The 21,837-nt window shown below is 37.1% G+C and carries 20 protein-coding genes; 5 read left to right on the forward strand and 15 right to left on the reverse strand.

What is annotated here, in order from left to right:
* Positions 1-51: 51 nt before the first annotated feature.
* On the reverse strand, positions 52-2,601 hold the full coding sequence (porW, locus tag AC58DT_RS07615; RefSeq protein ID WP_497216273.1) for a type IX secretion system periplasmic lipoprotein PorW/SprE: 2,550 nt from the start codon (positions 2,599-2,601) through the stop codon (positions 52-54).
* Between the two features lie 192 nt (positions 2,602-2,793).
* On the opposite strand from porW, the gene AC58DT_RS07620 reads away from it, so the two are divergent.
* Entirely contained in the window at positions 2,794-3,834 is a 1,041-nt protein-coding gene (locus tag AC58DT_RS07620; RefSeq protein ID WP_497216274.1) for a 2Fe-2S iron-sulfur cluster-binding protein, read from the forward strand.
* Between the two features lie 490 nt (positions 3,835-4,324).
* On the opposite strand, the gene AC58DT_RS07625 is transcribed toward AC58DT_RS07620, so the two are convergent.
* The 7 genes from AC58DT_RS07625 to AC58DT_RS07655 form a co-directional block, all read right to left on the reverse strand.
* On the reverse strand, positions 4,325-5,356 hold the full coding sequence (locus tag AC58DT_RS07625; RefSeq protein WP_497216275.1) for a glycosyltransferase family 9 protein: 1,032 nt from the start codon (positions 5,354-5,356) through the stop codon (positions 4,325-4,327).
* A 53-nt stretch (positions 5,357-5,409) separates the two neighbouring features.
* Positions 5,410-6,018 (reverse strand): DUF4254 domain-containing protein, encoded by a 609-nt coding sequence (locus AC58DT_RS07630; RefSeq protein ID WP_497216276.1) that lies wholly within the window; start codon positions 6,016-6,018, stop codon positions 5,410-5,412.
* Between the two features lie 74 nt (positions 6,019-6,092).
* Positions 6,093-7,091, reverse strand: coding sequence for a DNA adenine methylase (locus AC58DT_RS07635; protein ID WP_497216277.1), 999 nt, complete (start codon positions 7,089-7,091; stop codon positions 6,093-6,095).
* On the reverse strand, positions 7,091-7,561 hold the full coding sequence (locus AC58DT_RS07640) for a PIN domain-containing protein (protein ID WP_497216278.1): 471 nt from the start codon (positions 7,559-7,561) through the stop codon (positions 7,091-7,093). Before AC58DT_RS07640 ends, AC58DT_RS07635 begins: the two co-directional genes overlap by 1 nt.
* On the reverse strand, positions 7,545-7,772 hold the full coding sequence (locus AC58DT_RS07645; protein ID WP_410006556.1) for a UPF0175 family protein: 228 nt from the start codon (positions 7,770-7,772) through the stop codon (positions 7,545-7,547). The genes AC58DT_RS07640 and AC58DT_RS07645 overlap by 17 nt, the downstream gene beginning before the upstream one ends.
* A gap of 102 nt (positions 7,773-7,874) precedes the next feature.
* Positions 7,875-8,516, reverse strand: coding sequence for a hypothetical protein (locus tag AC58DT_RS07650; RefSeq protein ID WP_497216279.1), 642 nt, complete (start codon positions 8,514-8,516; stop codon positions 7,875-7,877).
* Positions 8,513-9,466, reverse strand: a complete 954-nt coding sequence (locus AC58DT_RS07655; RefSeq protein ID WP_497216280.1) for a DUF6427 family protein — start codon at positions 9,464-9,466, stop codon at positions 8,513-8,515. The genes AC58DT_RS07650 and AC58DT_RS07655 overlap by 4 nt, the downstream gene beginning before the upstream one ends.
* Before the next feature lie 41 nt (positions 9,467-9,507).
* On the opposite strand from AC58DT_RS07655, the gene AC58DT_RS07660 reads away from it, so the two are divergent.
* Positions 9,508-9,735, forward strand: a complete 228-nt coding sequence (locus AC58DT_RS07660) for a DUF6341 family protein (protein ID WP_497216281.1) — start codon at positions 9,508-9,510, stop codon at positions 9,733-9,735.
* Between the two features lie 5 nt (positions 9,736-9,740).
* On the opposite strand, the gene purD is transcribed toward AC58DT_RS07660, so the two are convergent.
* The gene (gene purD, locus AC58DT_RS07665; RefSeq protein WP_497216282.1) at positions 9,741-11,012 is read right to left on the reverse strand and encodes a phosphoribosylamine--glycine ligase; all 1,272 of its coding nucleotides are present in this window, start codon (positions 11,010-11,012) and stop codon (positions 9,741-9,743) included.
* Between the two features lie 119 nt (positions 11,013-11,131).
* On the opposite strand from purD, the gene AC58DT_RS07670 reads away from it, so the two are divergent.
* Positions 11,132-12,442: a phenylacetate--CoA ligase family protein gene (locus tag AC58DT_RS07670; protein ID WP_497216283.1), complete on the forward strand. Its 1,311-nt coding sequence runs from the start codon at positions 11,132-11,134 to the stop codon at positions 12,440-12,442.
* A gap of 13 nt (positions 12,443-12,455) precedes the next feature.
* Positions 12,456-13,616, forward strand: a complete 1,161-nt coding sequence (locus AC58DT_RS07675) for a glycosyltransferase family 4 protein (protein ID WP_497216284.1) — start codon at positions 12,456-12,458, stop codon at positions 13,614-13,616.
* On the opposite strand, the gene AC58DT_RS07680 is transcribed toward AC58DT_RS07675, so the two are convergent.
* The 6 genes from AC58DT_RS07680 to AC58DT_RS07705 form a co-directional block, all read right to left on the reverse strand.
* Complete coding sequence (locus AC58DT_RS07680) at positions 13,613-14,965, reverse strand: exopolysaccharide biosynthesis polyprenyl glycosylphosphotransferase (protein ID WP_497216285.1); 1,353 nt, start codon at positions 14,963-14,965, stop codon at positions 13,613-13,615. The genes AC58DT_RS07675 and AC58DT_RS07680 overlap by 4 nt on opposite strands.
* Before the next feature lie 7 nt (positions 14,966-14,972).
* The gene (locus tag AC58DT_RS07685) at positions 14,973-15,962 is read right to left on the reverse strand and encodes a UDP-glucuronic acid decarboxylase family protein (protein WP_497216286.1); all 990 of its coding nucleotides are present in this window, start codon (positions 15,960-15,962) and stop codon (positions 14,973-14,975) included.
* A complete protein-coding gene (locus tag AC58DT_RS07690; RefSeq protein WP_497216287.1) occupies positions 15,959-17,272 on the reverse strand; it encodes a UDP-glucose dehydrogenase family protein in 1,314 nt (437 codons plus the stop codon). Before AC58DT_RS07690 ends, AC58DT_RS07685 begins: the two co-directional genes overlap by 4 nt.
* A gap of 89 nt (positions 17,273-17,361) precedes the next feature.
* A complete protein-coding gene (locus AC58DT_RS07695; protein ID WP_497216288.1) occupies positions 17,362-18,573 on the reverse strand; it encodes an O-antigen ligase family protein in 1,212 nt (403 codons plus the stop codon).
* Between the two features lie 269 nt (positions 18,574-18,842).
* Positions 18,843-19,586, reverse strand: coding sequence for a WecB/TagA/CpsF family glycosyltransferase (locus AC58DT_RS07700; protein WP_497216289.1), 744 nt, complete (start codon positions 19,584-19,586; stop codon positions 18,843-18,845).
* Positions 19,576-21,414 carry a glycoside hydrolase family protein gene (locus tag AC58DT_RS07705; protein ID WP_497216290.1) on the reverse strand — a complete coding sequence of 613 codons (1,839 nt, stop codon included), beginning with the start codon at positions 21,412-21,414 and terminating at the stop codon, positions 19,576-19,578. The genes AC58DT_RS07700 and AC58DT_RS07705 overlap by 11 nt, the downstream gene beginning before the upstream one ends.
* 280 nt (positions 21,415-21,694) lie before the next feature.
* On the opposite strand from AC58DT_RS07705, the gene AC58DT_RS07710 reads away from it, so the two are divergent.
* Positions 21,695-21,826, forward strand: coding sequence for a hypothetical protein (locus tag AC58DT_RS07710; RefSeq protein WP_497216291.1), 132 nt, complete (start codon positions 21,695-21,697; stop codon positions 21,824-21,826).
* Positions 21,827-21,837 lie beyond the last annotated feature (11 nt).

A 21,837-nucleotide genomic window follows, 5' to 3' on the forward strand; every position in this document is an offset into this window, starting at 1 on the left:
GCAGTTGGTTTTAAAAGTTACTATTCTGTTGTTCGGTTTGTTAGTAGGCGTTTATTCGGTTACATCCTGCTGTAAATATTCGTCCAGGTTTTTATGGATTTGGATGATTTTATAATTTGGAGATGAAATTTCAAAGAATGGATGTTTGATTTTATATTCTTTCTTTTCTTTTAGCACATCGCCAAAACCACGAGCGCCCATTTTTGTATTCAGCCCATGAACAATCACAAATCTGGTTTGGGGATCGTAGTAATCCACAGAGGTTGTCATGTTTGTATAACGGAAATCTTCTATCGCTTTATCAAGTTTTTCCTTTAACTGTTGTGCTGCTTCAGCATCCTCCTTACTGAATTTATAAACTAATTTCCAGCTTTTGGTTCCTTCTTCGGGCACAAAATCCTTAACGGCCAGAAGCGGCAAGGTGTTGCTGTAAATTTGCTGTGCTTGTTTTCCTTCTTCGGTACTTGGATAATTAAGGGAAACAAAATTCAATGCTTTTTTATAGGCTTCAAAACCTTGCTGGCGACCAATGGCGGTAGCTTTTAAAAGCTCGAATTTAGGAACTATGTCGTTACCATTATATATTAACATATACTCATCAGCTTTTTGGATAACTTCGGCATATTTTGCAGCTTCAAATTCTTTGTACAATTGCTTATACTTGTACTCAGGGCTGGATTCATCTGTTGGCAACTGTGAGTTTGGATTACGAAGAATTTCAGCATAACGTGTGTCTGCATGGTTGGTCAAAACATCATTTCGGTATTTGTCTGCCGACGAAGGGTTTTCAAGAATTTCATAAATCTTCACCAAATTGTATTTTGCGGGTACTACCAATCGCTCTTCGGGATTGTAGGTAAGCAGTTTTTCAAGTCTATTGGCTGCTAGGTTATATTCCTTAAATTTTTCTTTGTAAATCAGTCCTAATTGATAGTAAGCAAAGTTTCTGTCTTTTGCCAAACTGTCAATTACCTTTTGGTCAGTAGGGATTTTCGCAATATAGGTTTGTGGTTTGTACAGCTCGTTTTCTGCAATTGGCGTAGTGTTGGCTATCTCATCATCATTGTCAATCAAAGAAGTTCTTTTACTTGAAAGTCTCCAATTGTCCTCTAGCTTTCTGTCTCCCCATACTTTTCTGAATTCTCCTTTACCATAAGCGACGGTTGAGGTGTTATAAAAGTAGAAGGTGCTTCCTTTGTTAGGACCCGCGGCAGTTTTTCCTTTTTCGTAAAACTCCTTATTTGCTATTTTTTGTTCAACTTTAACCGCTTCCAAAGAATCTTTTACGGCCTGCTCTTTCAGTTTTGTTGTATACTCTGTAAAATAAGCAAGCTGTTCTGCCTCGCTCATTTTGGTTAATTTCAGGATACTGTCGTTTGTTGTTGCAATGTCTTCATATTTGATAACATCGTCCAGGTTTTCACGTTTTTTGGTAATGCGTCTCCACTGGCGACTTTTAGCCTCAAGGAAAGTGAGGGTACTATCATAATAGGCTCCTGCAGTTTTATACTTTGCATTGTCAAAGTTTATTTCTGCAAGGGTTTGATAATTTACTGACTGAAGAATTCTATCCTGTTTAAAAGCTTTGATAGATTTGTTATAATATTTTACTGCAGTTTCTATACTGTCGCTGTTGCGGTAATAATCGCCAAACTGATTGTAAATTTTATCCAAGAACGGACGATTTTCACGATTTTTTTCAAGGTCTTGCAACAGTTCTAAAAATGCTAATCGGTCTCCTTTTTCGTAGTCAAAGTTTTTCCCTTTTTCTAAATAGGCATTGATCAAATAAGCCCTGGAAGTTTTGCGGTTCATATCAATTACCTCATCAAAAGCAATGTTTGCGCTGTCTTTTTCTCCTAAGCGGTTGTAAATTTGACCCTTTATAAAAGTATATCTTCCTTTCAGTTCTTTATCTTTTACGTTTTCAGAAGCCATTTTTATATACTCAAGGGCTGGCTGCAAAGAATCCAAATTGATAAATGCCTGTGACATCATTGCTGCACCATCAGCTATTTCCTCTTTTTTCAATTCTGCTTGGTCAAACATTTTTTGGAGATTCTCTATAGCAAATTCCTCATTGTTCAAACGAATATTTGTCTTCGCTTTCCAAACTTTTGCAATGTTAATATTGTTGCTAGTTGGGTAACGGTCCAAAATAAAGTTGAAAGCGTCCAATGCAGGAATAAAACGCCCGTCATAATAACGTGCTTTTCCCAACAGCATATAGGCTTCATCAATCTGTGGATTGTATTCCTTTCCATCAATGTACATGGAATGTTTTTGGATCGCTTTTGCGGCCTTTTCCTCGGCACGGTTAAAGCCTCCTGCGCCTTCACCTTTGGCTGCTCCGGGAGCTTTGGTTTCAGCTTCTTTGATTTCAATACGTTCTACGGGTAGTATTTCCCAAAAGTTGTCGCGAAATCCATAGGCCAGTTGTTCTTTGGCATCCGTAAAAGCCATTTCGCCATTGTATAATGTATTGTATTCAGTAGTAACCGCGTGAACGTTGCGGTTTAGGAATGTATTTTTTTTGCGTGAACACGCTGCCAAAAATAAAACAGCGAGAAAAAATAGTGTAATTTTATATGTGCCCTTCAAAACGGTTTCGATTTATATAATATTCAAACTTAAAAGGTTCTATTTTAGTATGTAGAATCACTAAAGAGCGGTAAAAATACATTTCTTTTTAATATCTGCTTACCCAAACGCCGAAAAAATGCTTCATATTAAGGGCGCTGAAGCTTTGTTTCCTTGATTTCCTTTGTACTTTTGCAGAAAAATTTCACAATTATGAGCGAATTTCACGCGCTTACTGTTTCCGAAGTAAAAAAAGAGACTCCAAATTCAGTTTCTATCAGCTTTCAAGTTCCCGATAATTTAAAAAATTTGTTTGCTTTTAAAGCTGGTCAATACATTACTATAAAACACCAAGCTGGTGGAAAAGAATTGCGCCGGGCCTATTCCATTTGTAGCTCACCCAAAAGCGGCCTGCTGAAGGTTGCCGTGAAAAAAGTGGAGAGAGGCGCTTTTTCAGAATATGCAAACAAAGACCTGAAAGCGGGCGATACGCTGCAAGTGATGCCGCCGACTGGGAAATTTATTTTGGAGCCAAATCTTAAAAATTATGTGGCCTTTGCCGCAGGAAGCGGGATAACTCCCGTGCTTTCCTTGATAAAAAGCACTTTGGAAGAAATGCCCAAAAGTTCGTTTTTACTTATTTACGGTAATCAGAACAAAAAGGAAACCATGTTTTATGACGAAATCGTTCAGTTGCAGGATAAATTCCCTGAGCGGTTTGATGTTGAATTCGTCTATAGTCGAGAAAAGTTGGACGATGCGCAATTTGGAAGAATAGGTCGCTCCCTAGTTAATTTTTATCTGAAAAATAAATACGGGCAGATTACTTTTGAAGCCTTTTATTTGTGCGGCCCCGAACAGATGATCGACGAAGTTTCCGCAACCTTGAAGCACAACGGCATCAATACAAAACAAATTCATCACGAGCTTTTTTCAACTGCTGAAAAAGGATTATTGGTTGAAAAGCATGATGGAAATACAAGTGTAACCGTATTGCTTGATGACGAAGAGGAAACTTTTGAAATGCCACAGACCAAAAGTATTTTGGAAGCTGCACTGGACGAAGGTTTGGACCCACCATATTCCTGTCAAGGCGGAATTTGCAGTACTTGCATCGCCCGATTGAAAGAAGGAAAAGCCGAAATGCGCAAAAACCAAATCCTCACCGAAGCTGAAATTGCGGATGGTTTGATACTTACCTGCCAAGCGCATCCCACTTCACCGAAAGTAGTTGTGGATTATGATGATGTGTAAAGGTTGAAATTCCAAATTTTTGAAATTCCAAATTCCAAAAAAATTTGGGCAGGGTTCCTGTGTCGTTATATAGCTAAGCTGGTATTTCATTCAAACCTTCTTCTTCTATAGGTTCTAAAAGAGGTTTTTCAAATGGTTAATCCCTATATATTTGATTTTGAAAAGAACTCAAGGGAGAGGCGAACTGTAATGACACCTGAGAAAAGGCATTTTACGGGGAATCTTGGGAGTATATATAAGTTATCTATGGGGTTGGGTCGGCATAGAGTCGACATACAGTCGGCATACAGTCGGCATACAGTCGGCATATAGTCGGGATAGAGTTATAATGGTGTGTCTAATATGTAAAATATCTTCTTGTTCTTTTTTTGGCGGGTAGCCACAGCAGTAAGGTAAGAGAAGAAGATGGTAGGGTTAAAGACTTGTAAATATAAATGATTTAGGAGCCGTTGTCAAGTTGAAGACCAAATTAGTTTAGTTAGTGTGGTAACTATATAACCTTTTCCACTTTCGATACCACTGTTTCAGGTGGTATCGTATTTATCACTAACTCATAATTGGGAGGATATTTATTGCCGTAAATGGATGTAGGAATTAACGGATATTTTTTTCTGTCAGCCATTAATTGATTGCTTTCCGGCTGATTAAAAGGGACAAATCCCGCAAAAGGGTGCGTCACGCCCCAAAGTGTAACCACTGGCACACCGTACATAGCTGCCAAATGGCCGTTGCCGCTATCCATGGAAAGCATTAGATCTAAATTTGAGATTAGGGCGAGTTCTTCCTCAAAAGTGAGTTTTCCGGCAACGCTGGTAACGTTTGCGAAAGGGTTTTCAAGTTTTTTAAGAAGTTCAATTTCTTTTTTTCCACCGCCGAAAAGAAAGATTCGGTATTTGTCAGTTTCATCTAGCTCGCGAATTACCTCAGCCATCATACCTAAAGGGTACATTTTACTTTGATGAGCGGCAAAAGGCGCAATGCCAATGATCTTTTTTGGCTCTACGCCAATAAGACCATTGAGTTTTGGGGTCAACCGTTTTTGTGGTGGGGCTGAAAAATCATTTAAATCCACTGGAAAACCGAGCTTTTCAAAAACATCGGCATAGCGCTGGTGGGTAGTCTTTAATTGTGAAATATTTTCACCTTTGGCAGCTATCAAGGCTTTCTTTTCAGCCCTGCCCTTATCGATTGTTGCGGTTTCAATTCCTTTAAACTTTAAATATTTTGTGATTATTTTGGAACGGATCACATTATGAAGATCTGCAACGGCATCAATTTTCAGATCCTTGGCTTCGTTTGCCAATTTAATCAATCCCAGTCGTTTGTGTTCGCCATACACATCGGCTTCCAAAAAATTGAGATTGGTTATTCCTTCAAAAAAAGGTTTGAAAAAGGGACGGGAAAGTACCGTGATTTTTAATTCGGGATAGGTTTGCGCCAAAACGCGAAGTACGGGAACGGTCATGGCCACGTCGCCCATGGCGGAGAGGCGGATTACTAGTATGTGGGTGGGTTTTGGCATTTTATTTCTAAAAACCTAACAGGTTTTGAAAACCTGTTAGGTTTAAAATAATATTATTTTTTACCGCGAAGCACTGGGTTTAGCTCTTCGTCATTGTACATTTTCATCTGTTTGTAAACTTTCATGTACTTTCTGCCGTGGGCAATATCGTCCAGCAATTGGTTGATGGCAGTGCTCAAATCTACACGTTGTTCCAGCAGAATATTCAACTTTGCTTTGCAGGCCATCAAATGTTCTTGGGAAGCGTCTGTTCTGGTTGCCTCTTCGTTCATATGATAGATTTTCAGCGCCAAAATCGATAGGCGGTCAATTCCCCATGCCGGACTTTCGGTATTAATTGTCGCGTTGTCATTCACTTTTACATCATTGAATTTTTCGAGGAAATAACTGTCAATATACTCAACCATATCGGTTCTGTCCTGGTTTGAGGCATCAATTTGTCGCTTCAACTTTAAGGCACCCACTGGGTCAATATTCGGGTCGCGGATTATGTCTTCGTAATGCCACTGCACGGTGTCTATCCAGCATTTCCGGTATAGTAGATGTTCAATTAAATCACTGTCCTTATCGTATGGATTGCTGAAAGGTTGGTCCACAGTGTTTATTTCGTGGTATTTATTTATTACCTCTGCGAAGATTTTGTTGGCTTTGTCTGAAAACATAGTTTTATTTTTATGAAAAAACATCCCCCTAGCCCCCTTCAAAGGGGGAATAAATCGGGATGTTAATTTCTATTTCATGATTTTTCTAAAATGTGTAAATATTCAAAAGTTTTTGAAGCTTTGTGGTTTCGGTTTTCGGTTTTATCTGCTTTGAAACGTTGGTATTTTTTGGTTTTCAACGTATATTTTCCGAAGCGTTCCATCACCGTTTGCACTTCCTTTTGGCCCATCAATCCTTCGTTGTTGTAACTTAGAAAAATATAGGGAAATTGTGCATTTTCAATTAATTCCCCAAAACTTTTAATCACTTCGCCGGTTTTGCACCAATCACTTTTGTAGTATTCGCGCAGGCCGGTTTTGCCCTTGGGTACAAAGGTATCATATTTTGCGATAGTATTCAGCAAATGATAGTTGGCGCCGTATTGACGGGCATTGTATGGCGGATCCAAATAGAGGATATCGCCTTCAATTTTCTTTATAAGCTCATTGCTGTCCTGCTGAAAAACTTGATGTGAGTTTGTTGTTTGCTGAAAAACTGCAGGTTTAATAACAAGACTTTTTGCTGCGGAAGTTTTTATGTGTTTCAAATACGCACCGTAAACCGAAGCAGTATTTGCAACTTTATCGGCGCTTTCCAATAATGAAGCAAGCAGAAAGAAAAACTTGTTTTCGGATATTTGAGAGGTTTTTTTCCATTCCTCAATTTGAATTCGGACTGCATCAATTTTCTGCCCATTTTCTGATGTGAAATAATTTCGGCCAGCTTTTCCTCCTTCGGAATAATTTTCAAAAATAAAGCCTTTTTTGCCTTTTAAAGCGTTCAATTCATTAATGAATTCTTCGTATTCAAAAGAAATATGATTGCCGATGTAGTTTCGGTTCAGCACAAAACTGTAATACTCCACATCATTGGCGATTACCTGTTTTACGTGGGGTTTAAAGTTTCGGCCAACGATTCCAGTTCCTGCAAAAAGGTCGCAAAATGTTTTTTGCGAAAGATCATTTCCGCAGGTTTCGGTAACTGTTTCAAAAATGAATTTGGAGAGTTTGTGTTTGGAGCCTATGTAGTTCATTAAGGCAGTTCTTTTGCTTGGCTAAGAGCTTCCGTTTCAAGTTCAAGAGAAATTCGGAAATCTGTTTGCTTTAATTTTTGCAAGATTGGTTTTAGTGAAGGAATTACCCCCTTCAGTTTTGCTTTTACTACTACTCCAATAGTTCCAGTGTAGGATATTCCCAAATGTTCAGCCATTTTTCTAGCCTTTAGGTCATCTAAAATAACTGTGCTGTTTTCAATTTCCAAAGCTAAAGCTATTGCACTGGATTCGCCCTTGTCTATTTGAACTTCTAAAATAGCCTGACGATAGTAGTCTGTTGCCGATTTTATAATTACCCATGCTGGCAGTGGCTCTCCGAATTCTGACGCCACTTCAGGTGTTGTTATTACTTCCCCATAAACTTTCTGCAAAATATCCAATTCCCCAATGTTTGTAAGTATAATAAAACAGCTGGTATCGGAAATAATAGTTTTAGGCATTGGCAACATCCTTTGCTAAATCTGAAGCGGGATAATTGAAGACGGAAACATTATAACGCCCCAAAAGCTCGATAAAAGTACGTTTTGTTAGGCCTGCCATTTCAGCTGCCTGGCCCAATGACAACTTACCATTTTCATAAAGGCGAGATGCCACAAATATTGCAAGTTCGCTTGGCCCTATATCAAGACCGTCAGGTATGTTTAAGGATAATGTTTTCATATTTCAAAGATAGTGAAATTCTTGTTGCCAATCTGGTTTAAAAAGAGTGCTTTAAATTTTCAAAAATGAAATTGGAGAGTTTGTGTTTGGAGCCTATGTAATTCATTTGGAAACCCAGATAATATCGGTTAAAGTTTGCTGTCCGGCAACAAAAGTAAATGATTGCAACTGCTCCGGCCTGAAAGTCGCTATATATTTTTGAATAGCATTTTTTAGCAAACCGATTTCAGCCTTCAATTTCCAATGTTCGCCATTTTCAGCATAAACCACAATAAAAAGACGGTTTTTGAAATGATGCCGTTTCTGGGTGCTTTGATTTTTGTAGAGCCATTCAATCAGTTCGGCTTTGTGGGTTTGGGCATATTCAAAGGTTTGGTTGAATTGTTTCGGAAAGACCGAGGTTTTATGGTCAAAGGGAATACCGAAGAGGTAAAAATCCTTTTCGGAATCTTTTGCTTCCGGAATAGGGTCGATACCTTCTATCTCAGTAAATATCTGCTCCACCGCCTGCGCGCTCCAGAAATTGTACCAACGGTTGGCGGCATACTGAAAGACTTGCAATTTGTCAAAATCATGCATTTCCACCAAAATTGCAAGCTTCCGAATAAGTGTGTCCCAACTGGAGGTTTGGTAGATGAAGTTTGTATAATTGTCCCACGTATCATTCTGCTTCCGAAACCATTTATAGGAATATTGGTGTCTGCGCTTAAGTTCCTTCTCAATATTTTCAAGTATCAAAGTCATAACAAGAGAAAAACAAATGGCAATATTAAAATTAGCCCAAGCATAATTTCCTTAAACCAAAATTCGGCAATATCTTTTTCGCGATAATGTTCCTTTTCTGAACTTTCAATATAATTAGCACTTATAATTGCAATCGGCGCCATTATAAAAAGCAATTCCGAACCTGTTTTTTCGGGAGCTCCCAACGCTATAAAAAAGGTTGTTATACTAACGTACAATAGTAAAAGATGATTGGGCCTTTCTTTTAAGGAAAGTTTTGAGATTTTTAAAATCCGGTAGATTGCAGTCCAAATGTAAAAGGCTAAAATGATGGTTACGGGAACTAAAATAGACGCAGAATTATAGGCAGAAAAGTCAAAACCCACCACATCTCTCCAATTCATAAACCAAGAAAAAGTATTGTTTACCAGCAATTGGTATGCGGTATTAATTACCAATACTGCCAAAAAACCCGTAAAGGGAACCAGCATTTGTTTGTAATTTGAATTGGGTTTTTGCACTACGGCAATCCACAGTGGGATAAAGAGTAAAATACTCCAAAAATAGAACAGGGAAGCTAGAGTAATCCAAATACTTGCATCCAGAATTTTTTTTTCTGAATTCTTATCGCTCCGTAAACTCATAAGTCGACGCAGTGCCAATAATAGAAAAGCATTTGCTAAAATTATTTTATGCTGAAGAAAAATAACGGGCAACATTATCAGAAAACAGGTGAAGAAAAATATAGCATAGGTATTGTTGCTGGTAAGATGGTTTTTCCGGATTATGAAATCCAACAGCAACATACTCAACACACTAATTATTATAAAGATGGCGTGTGTAAGCAATAAAGAAGGGGTTAAAAAAATTTCACTGTGCGAAATTGACCCCAATAAATAGCCTGCTACAATAAAAACCCCGAGGATTAAATAATTTATCGGGTTAGATTTTCCAAAAAAGCTTGTCAGCATACGGGGTAATTTTATATTTTTGCCATCTAAAGATTAAAGATATGACTTGGAAAGGTTTTTGGGAAGGAATAGCTTCCCTTTTTGAAGATTTTCTTTTTATCCCTTACGATGCATTGATGAAGCTTGAGCTTGACAGCTGGTGGCTTGCCAATATTTTTTCGTGGATATTTTTGTTGATTGGAGCTGCGGCTTTCATATATTGGTTGGGTAAACTTCGCGACTTTAACGAGAACACTGAAATTACATATACGTACGACGAAAATCCTTGATTTTTTTATAGGTCAAAACCTATGTCGCTTCGATACTGCATCCTGTCAAAAGATAGTTTTTCTATGTTTTGATAGGATTTTTTTAGCGCTTTTCTGAAATCATCATCCAAAGAAGTTACGGCCAAAACACGACCCCCATTGGTTAGCGTTTTGCCGTTTTCAGATTTTGTTCCTGCGTGAAAAACAATGGAACCGTCCACATTTTCCAAACCTGAAATTTCCTTTCCTTTTTCGTAATCTTCGGGATAGCCTCCGGAAACCAGCATTACGGTAGTTGCGGCCCGACCGTCAATTTCAATGTTGAAATTGCCCAAGTTTTGATGGTAGGTAGCTTCCAATAAATCAACCAGATCGGTTTTAATGCGCGGCAAAACAACCTCGGTTTCGGGATCGCCCATCCGCACGTTGTATTCTATCACGTAGGGTTCGTTATCCACTTTTATCAAGCCAATGAACACAAAGCCTTTGTAGTCTATCTTTTCTTCCGAAAGGCCGTTCACCGTTGGTTTAACGATTCTGTCTTCAATTTTTTTCATTAAAATCTCATCTGCAAACGGTACTGGGGAAACGGCGCCCATTCCACCAGTATTTAAACCAGTGTCGCCTTCACCTATGCGTTTGTAATCTTTTGCAGTGGGAAGGATTTTGTAGTTTTTTCCATCGGTAAGTACAAAAACACTGAGTTCAATTCCATCCAAAAATTCTTCGATTACCACTTTGGAACTCGCTTCGCCAAATTTACTGTGCGTTAGCATGTTTTCGAGTTCTTGTTTGGCTTCGTTTAAATCCTTCAAAATCAAAACACCTTTGCCGGCAGCCAATCCGTCTGCTTTCAAAACATAGGGCGGATTCAATTTTTCCAAAAAAGATTTTCCCGCTTCCAAGGATTCTGCAGTAAAACTTTCATACGCAGCCGTGGGTATGTTGTGCTGCACCATAAATTCCTTTGCGCGCTGTTTGCTGCCTTCCAGCAAAGCACCGCGTTTTGAGGGACCTATGAGCATTACATTTTTCAATTCCGCGGTTTCGGCAAAATAATCGGCTATTCCGTGTACCAAAGGATCTTCGGGGCCCACTACAACCATTTCAATATTATTTTCAACAACGCATTTTTTCACCCATTCAAAATCGGTTACTTTTAAATCTACATTTGTTGCTATAGAAGCAGTTCCCGCATTTCCGGGGGCTACGAAAAGTTTTTCGCAGCGGTTGCTCTGTGCAATTTTATATGCAAAAGTATGTTCGCGGCCACCGGAACCAAGGATGAGAATATTCATAATTGAGATGTTTTGTTTCGGTGTCAAAAATAATTGTTTGTACCTTGAACCGCTAATTTATTTGAAGCGAATTTGGCTTTGTGAAATTTTTTGGTTTCAACTTAATTGAAAAACATCTTTTGAGACTATTCGATATTTCCCTTTTTCTGAAACGTTTCCCTATAAAAGGGGCGAAGGAGGAATTGCATCAAATTTCTGGAATAAAAGAAGCAGGCTACGAAGCATTTTTGAAAGCGAAAAGGGCCGAAATTGTAACCTATCATTTAAAAAACAACCCTTTTTATCGCCAGAAGGTGAAGGGCGATTTTTCAACTTGGGAAACACTTCCAATTTTGAAAAAAGCAGATTATCAAATTCCGCTGAAGGAGCGACTTTCAAAAGACTTTTCGGAAAAAAATTGCTACACAAACAAAACCTCGGGTTCCAGCGGCAACCCCATTCGCTTTGCAAAAAATAAATACAGCCACGCCATGACCTGGGCATACCATATGGAGCGATTTGGGCGGCACGGCATAGATTTTAATAGTTCGTTGCAAGCCCGTTATTACGGAATTCCTTTGGATACTGTTAAAAATAAAACGGTACGCGTAAAGGATTTTTTAGCACATCGGCATCGGTTTTCCATAAACGACCTTTCGGAAAACGCACTCGATGAAATGTTGAAAGTCTATAAACAAAAGCCATTTGAGTACATTAACGGCTATACCAGTAGCATTGTGCTCTTTGCGAAATACTTGAAGGAAAAGAACATAATCTTAAAAAATGTCTGTCCAACGCTGAAGGTGTGTATCGTTACATCCGAAATGCTTTTTGAGGATGATAAAATTTTGCTTGAAAGCCAGTTGGGCGTTCCAATTGTGAATGAGTACGGCTGCTCGGAAGCGGGTGTGATTGCCTTTACCAACCCTCACGGCGAATGGGAAGTGGATTCCAAAACGCTTTTTGTGGAGATTTTGGACGCAGCCGATAAACCGCTTCCTTTGGGTGAAGAAGGGCGAATTGTAATAACTTCTTTGCATAACAAGGCACATCCGTTTATTCGTTATGAAATTGGTGATTACGGGGCGCTAAGCGAAAAAAGTACGTTTAAAAAACCAATTCTAAAAACGCTGGTTGGAAGAACAAATGATTTTGCGACACTTCCCAGTGGAAAGAAAGCGGCGGGAATGACTTTTTATGTGATTACCAAAAAGATAATGGAAGAGAGCGGAAACATACAGGAATTTAAAGTGATTCAAACAAAGATTGATACTTTTGAAATAAATTATGTAAGCAAAGAAGTATTAACGAAGGAAAAAAAGCAATCTATAACAGAAACAATTGAACAATTTTTAGAGCCTGGATTGACATTTAACTTCCACAGAAAAACGCAGCTGGATAGATCTGCAAGTGGAAAGTTGAAGCAGTTTGTTTCGTTGGTTAAAAATTAATCTCCCTCAAAACGTGCAAAAGGAAATTCTTATAATAACCAACTATTTCCCTCCTGAAAGAGGCGCAGCAGCTAATCGTATTTATAGCTTGGCAGAAGCAATGGGAGATGCCGATTTTAGGGTAACAGTTGTTTGCCCGTTGCCAAATTACCCAACAGGAAAAGTTTTTAGTGAATACAGTGGTAAAATCTCTTCAGTTGAAGCTGTTTCCTTTGGAAAAATAAAACGATTGTGGATTTGGCCCAGCAATTCTGCAAATAAATTTGTGAGGTTGCTCTCTATGGTTTCTTTTTCGCTCAGCTTGATTTTATTCTTCATTTTTTCCAAAACACCTAAAAAAGTTTTTGTTCAATATTCTCCCGTTTTTGTAGGGTTTACAGCGGTTTGTTTGGGACGTTTGTTCGCTAAAAAAATAATACTGAATGTTTCAGATCTTTGGCCTTTGGCTGGGTTGGAAATGGGAATTTTAAAGAAAGGAACCTATTATTCCCTTTTGCAGAAGATGGAAAAGTTCTGTTATAAGAATGCCGAATTGATTGTTGGCCAATCTGAAGAAATTCTTCAGCATATTTCAAATTATGTGAAGAAGCCAACTTTTTTATATCGAAATGTTCCAAACTTCGGCATTCCTAAGATTCAAGAGACCAGATCTTCAAATGACATTAAGATTGTTTACGCAGGTTTATTGGGAGTTGCCCAGGGAATCTACGGGATTTGTCAACGAATTTCATTTCCAAAGAATGTGAGTCTGCACATTTATGGAGCAGGGCCCGACATGGAAAAAATTCTAAAGTTAAAGAAAGAGAATATTTCTTTTTACGGTGAATTGGGCAGAGATGAATTACACAGGGAATTGCAAAATTATGACATTGCATTTATTCCTTTAATAAAACGAATTTACGGTTCCGTGCCCTCAAAAATATTTGAATATACACGCTTGGGGTTACCTGTTCTTTATGCAGCGGGTGGAGAAGGCGGGGAAATCGTAAAAAAGGAATCTTTGGGCTGGGTTGTTCCAGTAAATGATTTGAAGGCGTTGCAGGATTTTATAAATACCGTTCCCGTAACGGACTTAAAACTTTTTCCGAAAGAGGATGTCCAACGGAATTCGGTTTCCGCATTTAATTTTCACAAACAGTTTGAAGGTTTTACTGCTTTGATAGAAAGTATTTAATACGCTTTTTCTTCACCGCGAAGGGCGTTGTAGATGGTTTGAAATACAATTTTAATATCGAGAAAGAGGCTCCAGTTTTCAAGGTAAAAAATGTCATATTTCACTCTATTAATAATATGGTTATCATCTTCAACCTCACCTCTAAAACCACTTACCTGGGCCAATCCTGTAATCCCCGGTTTTATAAAATGGCGAACCATAAATTTATCGATGCGTTCTGCGTACATATGTGTATGGCTCACCATATGCGGTCTTGGCCCTACAACGGACATTTCACCTTTTAGCACGTTGATAAACTGTGGCAGTTCATCAATGCTAGTTTTTCTAATGATTTTACCGACACGCGTTACGCGTTCGTCCCCTTTTCTTATTTGCTCCAAGTGTGCCATGGGGTTGGGTCTCATGGAACGGAATTTATAGCAATAAAACTCCTTATAATCTAGCCCGTTTCTTTTTTGTTTAAAGAATACAGGTCCTTTTGATTCCAATTTAATCAACAATCCAAGAATTGGTGTAAGCCAGGATAAAAGCCCTACAATAACAAAAAGCGAAAGCATGATATCAAAACTTCGCTTTAAGAACTTATTAAAGGGTTCATCCATAGGAATTTTCCGCATGGAAAGAATGGGAAGCACTCCATAATATGTAAAGTCCAGTTTTTTGCTATATATTTCTTTATTGTCTGGAAGAAATTTTAAGACCTTAAGGTTGTTGTCAACAAAATCAATAAGCTTTAATAAATCTTTATTATTGATTTCCGCCACGGAAGAGTATACCTCATCTATTTCCTCAGTGAGGATATAATCCATACACTCTTCAATAGTAACTTTATCAGGTCCTTTTAAATCAAAGGTTTTGTACAGTTTATATCCATAAACCGGATTAGTAGTAAAAAACTTTCGTAACTGATCTGTTTTTTGGTTGAGCCCTAGAATCACAACTTTACGTACGTTTCCGCCTAAGTGTAAACGATATTTTTTTAAGAGAAAGAAAACACCCAATTTTACAATGGTAACACAAAGCATTACCAGAAAAATATATTTAAAAATTGTGGATGCAGATGTGGTCAACTCATTGTAAAAACCAAAAAAAGAAAACACAATCAATAGAAAAACAACACCCTGTTTCCCTATAAGCGACATGATTTTAGATAAATGGGTAAAGCGATAAATCTCATAAAATCCCAATCGTAAAGAAAGGATCAGCCATGCAATGGTTAAAAAAACTACATAATTGAAATAGGGGAAAGGATTTGCAAAAAATTCAAAAGCAAAAAAATGGATAAAGAAAAGATCTATTCCATATGAAATAGGCCTAAGAAATCCTGAATATCTTCCACTTCTAAACATTTAATTACTATCTGTTAATATGCTTTGAAAAATCTTTATGTTCACTTTTAAAAAGTTCTTCTTTTGAAAGGTTTTTAAAATATTCAAATGTTTTTTTCATTCCTTCTTCCCTTGAAATTTTCGGCTCCCACCCCAAGATCTCTTTAGCTTTTGAAATATCTGGTTCTCTTTGCATTGGGTCATCCTGCGGAAGAGGCTTAAAAACAATTTTTTGTTCAGTTCCTGTCAGTTTTACAATCTCCTTTGCAAAATCTAGAATGGTTATTTCTTCAGGATTTCCAATGTTAATTGGAAGTGGGTAATCACTCATCAATAAGCGGTAAAGCCCTTCCACTTCATCATCTACATAACAGAAGGAACGCGTTTGCATACCATCTCCAAAAACAGTTAAATCCTCATCTCGCAATGCTTGACCTATAAAAGCAGGAATTACACGGCCATCGTTAAGGCGCATACGTGGTCCGTAGGTATTAAAAATTCGAGCAATTCGCGTTTCCAATCCATGAAATCTATGATAGGCCATGGTTATAGATTCCTGAAAACGCTTTGCTTCATCATAAACCCCACGGGGGCCTATGGTGTTTACGTTTCCGAAATATTCTTCAGTTTGTGGATGTACCTGTGGGTCGCCATAAACTTCAGATGTTGAGGCAATAAGAATTCGAGCCTTTTTCTCCCTTGCCAATCCTAGAAGATTATGAGTGCCTAGAGAGCCTACTTTTAAGGTTTGAATGGGTATTTTCAAATAATCTATTGGGCTTGCTGGAGAAGCAAAATGAAGAATATAATCTACCTTTCCGGGAACATGTACAAATTTTGTAACGTCGTGGTGATAAAACTCGAAAGCTTCCAGTTTAAAAAGATGTGCAATGTTTTTAAGATCACCAGTTATAAGGTTATCCATCCCAATAACATGAAAATCTTCGGCAATAAATTTATCGCAGAGGTGTGAGCCTAAAAATCCAGCAGCTCCGGTTATTAGGACACGTTTCTTCATAAGTTAACCGTCTTTCTTCCTACGGAAACGTACGAAAATCCTTCAGCCTCCATATCATTTACATTGTATAAGTTTCTACCGTCAAAAACAACTGGATTGTTCAATAATTGTCTTAATTTACCATAGTCAGGAGTTCTGAAAATACTCCATTCGGTACAGATTAAGAGCGCATCTGCTCCTTCAAGTGCCGAATACATAGAATCTGCATATAAAAGTTTATTTCCGAACCGTTTTTCTATATTTGGCATTGCCTCAGGATCAAAGACCTGAATTTTTGCGCCTTTTTCAAGCAAAGCTTCCATCATATCAATGGATGGGGCCTCACGAATATCGTCTGTTTCAGGTTTAAATGCCAATCCCCAAAGGGCGATGGTTTTTCCTTTCAAGTTATTTTTGAAATAACTCTCAATCTTTGGAAGCAAGATTGTTTTTTGTGCGGAATTGATTTCAATTACTGAATTTAAAATCTTGAAATTATAGTTTTCGTCTTTTCCGGCTTTTTGAAGTGCTTTCACGTCCTTTGGGAAGCAAGAGCCGCCATAGCCAATTCCTGGGAAGAGAAAACGCTTTCCAATGCGGCTATCGGTACCCATACCAGCACGTACCATATCTACATCGGCGCCAACTTTTTCACAATAATTGGCTATTTCGTTCATAAATGTAATCTTGGTTGCCAAAAATGAATTTGCTGCATATTTTGTAAGCTCTGCAGATTTTTCGTCCATTATAATTATAGGGTTTCCAGAACGTACAAAGGGACTGTAAAGCTTTTTCATTAGTGCGGTCGCTCTTTCACTACTGGAGCCCACAACAATGCGTTCGGGCTTTAGAAAATCATCTACTGCAAAGCCTTCACGAAGAAACTCAGGATTGGAAACCACATCAAATTCACAAGAGGCATTTTTAGCGATTACGCTCTGTACCTTTTCTGCGGTACCAACGGGCACAGTACTTTTATCAACGATGACTTTATATTCCTTTATTTTCTTACCTATCTCTTCAGAAACATTCAAAACATACGAAAGATCGGCAGAACCGTCTTCATCTTCCGGCGTTGGGAGCGCTAAAAAAATAATATCTCCGTGCGCTAAACCTTCATCTAGAGAAGTAGTAAACTTTAAACGGTTTGCTTTAATATTTCTTTCAAATAGAACATCCAAATGTGGTTCATAAATCGGTACAATGCCATTGCGCATTTTTTCTACTTTGCTTTCGTCTATGTCTACACAAATTACTTCATTCCCTGTTTCTGCCAAACAGGTCCCCGTTACAAGGCCTACATAGCCTGTTCCTATCACTGAAATTTTCATTTATCTTCTTTTTTCTTTTCTAATATTGAAAAGGTTGGGTTTGTTATTAAAGCGCAAAAGTACAATTTGAAATTCTTTTTATAAGGGTTTTATTCTGTTGTTTTGTTCGTTTGGGTAGTTGTCATTAATACAATTAAAATGAAGCCCACATAATATGCTCCAATTTGTCTGTGAAACAGATTTTCAACCATACAGTACATTACCAATATTGATACCATAGCTATAGGAAAGAATTTTTTATGGGTAGCTATAAAGCTGAATATTATAAACACCAAAAACACCAACAATGCAATAAAACCAGCACTCAAATAAAAGTCTAAAAACTGATTATGAGTGTTATAGCGTTGAGATACGAACTTTTCTTTCTTCTTCGAATTGACTATTTGATCTTCATAACAAGAAACCAATTGATTTTTTGTGGCGTCAAAGCCAATTCCAGTAAGAGAAAAGCCTTGGTCTGAAATAATATTTTTGGCGCAATTCCACACAACAGCCCTTAGTTCATAAGTCATTGAATTTTCAATAAAAGCTGGAGGATTTTTATGGTTTTCTCTTTGGCTAGATTGAATAAATTTTTCGTTTTTGATAACATAAAACAGGCTGACGACCGCAAATATGGCAAATACCGCGATTAAGGCTTTCCATATTTTGCGTTTGCCATAAAACTGTCTAATCAATAATAATACGAAAAGCGAAACTACTGCAATTTTTGAGGAAATTAGGACAATAAATAGGGCGTTTATCAGAATATTTGCCAAATAATAATTGTTATTTGGGTGATATTTCTTTTTTATTGACTTATACGAAATCAAAATACTAAAGGTACTGAGTAGCCCTAGGTAAAGCCTGTCTATCAATAAAGATTCTATAACCTGTGGGGAGTCGCCCAGCGCAAAACTTCCAGTGGCATCGGTTATTAGCACAAAATTATATACCGAAAAAAGAATGGCCGCAAGGGACGAAAAAATTATTGCGCTATTAATTTTTTTTGCATCAGCTACGGGAATGTAAAGTACAGCCAAACCTACGGCAATCATTACTTTCTTAATAATATTGAAATCATCCGGTAATCTGCCACTAGCAAAGGAGTCAATCAATAAATAAATAAAAAGACCTAAAAAGATAACAATAGGAAGCGATTTTAGCTTTTGGAAATCATCTTTTTTAACAATAAATGGAAAGGCTATTAACAAAATTGCTAAAAGTATATTCGGTAAGGCACGAATATAATTATCAAAAGGAATAATAAGGTATAAAAGCAAAAAAGCATAAGGGTATATGGCGGAGAGCAGAATCCTCATTATTTAAAAAAATATGTTTTAAATTTTAGGGGAAGATAGAAAACTCTTGCGAGATATTGGATTTTAGATAGAAGATTTTGGACGGGAGGCAAGATATTCAGGTAAATTCTTATTTACAAAGCCAAGAATATTTAGAAGGTTATGGAAGAAATTTTATTTGTAGGAAAAAAGGGCTGTTTTCTTACAATTTAAGGACTTTGATACGGCTTTGCTATGGCTTTGGTATGGAGTATCCGTGGAGGTATTTTTTATGATGGAGTAATTCGCCTCTATTTTTTAGAAAAGTGCTCCCTTAACACTAGATATATAAACTTCGAATTACCAACCAAATAGCGTTTCCACATACGTCTCGGCTCTTGGGCAAAACGATAAAACCATTCCAGCCCCGCTTTTTGCATCCATATAGGTGCACGCTTAGTTTTGCCTGCCACTACATCAAAACTGCCGCCAACGCCCATAATTAGATTTACGTCTTTAAGGGTCTCGCGGTATTTATAGAGAAAGTTTTCCTTAATGGGTGATGAGATGGCCACAAACAACATTTGGGTACCGCTGTCTGCTATCTGTTGGGCAATTTCTTCCTCTTCAGAAGGGCTGAAATAACCATTACGATAACCTGCAATGATGTTGGGACTGTAAATTTCAGAGTATTTGTCAACAACGTTTTTAACCACTTCTTCCTTAGCGCCAAAAAGGAAGATTTTGTTGTTGTTTTTATGTGCCATTTCCACTAGGCTTGCCATTAGGTCTATTCCCGCAACGCGTTCTTTAAGTGGTTTCCCTAAAAAACGTGAAGCCCAAACTACTGCTTGTCCATCAGCGTTAATAATGTGACTTTGGTTGACGCTGTGGCGCAGTTCTGCATCCTTTTGCATTGCTACAACTTTTCCGGCGTTTACCACTACGTGATGTACTTGCTCACCAGTTTGTATTTTTTCTTCAACCAAGGCAAGGGTTTCCTGCATGGAGAGGTTATCTATAGTGGTGTTTAGAATTTGAATTCTAGTATTCATGTGTTTCTAAAAAATAGTATGAAAATGCGTAAAACATCCAGGCCTGCGCCCATCTCATATAAGGAATGTTTGAATTGAAATATTTATTCTTTTGATATTGGAAAAACCCTTTTTCGGATTGCATATTTTCAATGGTCCAATTCAAAACACGATCAATTAATTCTTTGTTTTCTTCGAAAACTTCCAACTTGCTCAAAGTTACAACCAATTGCGCAGGTGCGTGAATATCTATCGGAAAAACTGAGTTGTTATAATATTTTGAAATTCCTTCTTCGGTAAAAAAGGTTTTTAAAAAATAATCCAATCCTTTTTCAATAGGTTCTGAAAAAGAACTATCCCCAGATATTTTTTGGTAGATATAAATACATTCCAGATTGTAGCCAGTATGAAAATTATCTACCCATTGATGATACGGCAAAGTACCATAGGCCCAAGCACCATTTTCTTGTTGAAAATCAACAGCATACTGAACTGCTTTACGAGCTTCGGCAATTAAATTTTCATCTTTGGTAAACTCATATACCAAACTCAATAATTTAGCACCAAGCAATGAAGCATTAAAAACTTGGGTTTTATCCAATGGTGAATAGGAAAATGAAAAATTGCCTTTTTCATCATAGGTTCTGTTTAAGTCCTTTAAAATAAATTGCGTTGCACTTATTGCAACTTCCAAATATGCTTCGTTATTTGTGATTTTATAAGCTTCTAGTAAAGCTTCCGTGATAAAAGTAGTTGCAACTACCGTAGGCATTCCTTTGGGTTGAAAGAAAGCACGAGCCTGCCAGTCAAAATTATATCCCCAGCAAGCGCCTGAATAGCCTTCAGATTGCATATTAATTACTTGTGATGAAAGTTGATTAATTTTATCGAGATATTCAGATTTGGGGTCCGTTTTATAAAGATTGCAATACCCCGTGATAAAAAGACCGAGTCCCTTCGCATTATACCCTTTTTCTACGGAAGTAATTTGGCGTAAATTAATTGGGCTTCTTTTAAATATCTGAATCCACGCAAGTCTAAAAAAACGGCTTTTTGAAATTACAGGAATCGATTGGAACAATTTACTGTTCAAACCATCATAGGGGTCCCAACCTTTAAAGTTTTCCTTTTCGCAATAGGATTTCAATTTTTGGAAACTATTATGAATATTAGTTGTATCCATTCCTGACGCATAATTTTCAATTATCCCTTTATCGTGTTTTAATATAAAACCCAATGCAAAAAAGACTAACCAATAATAGGATGCCGAATGTGGCAATTCCAAAATCACATTAAAAAATGCCCAAACGGATAATCCTAAAAATGCGATAAAAAGAAAAATCTCTTTTTGATTATATCTGCAATTAGTTCTATTAAATAAAAAGTTTTTAAGAGGATACAATAATAGTAAAATGCTTAGTATTCCCAAATGAAATATCATTGTTATAAATGAGTTATGCGGTGGTACGATAAATATTTTTTCCGGGGAGGAAAAAACTGTCCAGTCTCCTAGATGTTTAAATAGATTGTTAAGTATTTCAACGCTATCTTCATTTAAATAGGGAACTCCAAAACCGTTTCCATAAAAAAGACTTCCGTTATTTAACATTGACATGGAAATATCTCTCCAGTAAATGATTCGCCAACTCATATTAACATCTGAAAAACCTGGAGCCAAAACCGATAATAATACTAAGCAAAGAATTAACAAGACCGAAATAACTATTTTAAGCCTCTTATGCGCCTTTAAAAAGTAAAAGGCTGCATACATAATAATTATTGCCAAATATGCAGAATCATGCCCTATTGTAAATGAAATTATTAGAATTAATAGATAAAGAATCTGCATCTTAAGACCTTTATATCTATTCAAAATAAAGGCTCCAGTAACAATAACTCCTAAAACAATAATTGGAGAAAAATAATTCCTTTCAAAAAATGGGAGTTCATTATAATAACTAAGATAATAACAGGAATAAAAAATTTGTAACAATATTGACAGAAAAGCTATAAAAACAATACTTTGATATAATAAAGTAGATCCATTCTTAAAATTAAATATGGCTTTTACGATAAAATAAGTGCCCGCCATATATCCAAAGAGCATGAACTGTCGAAAATAAAGCGGAATGGGAACTTCAGGATTATATTTTATTAAGGAGAAAGCTAAATATAATAACGTCAATACAATTAGAACTTCAATTGATTTTAATCTAAGAGAAGGTTTGAAAAAAAAGGACGAAAGAGCAATTAATCCATAAAAAACATCTTG

Source organism: Aequorivita sp. CRS11, assembly GCF_059693805.1.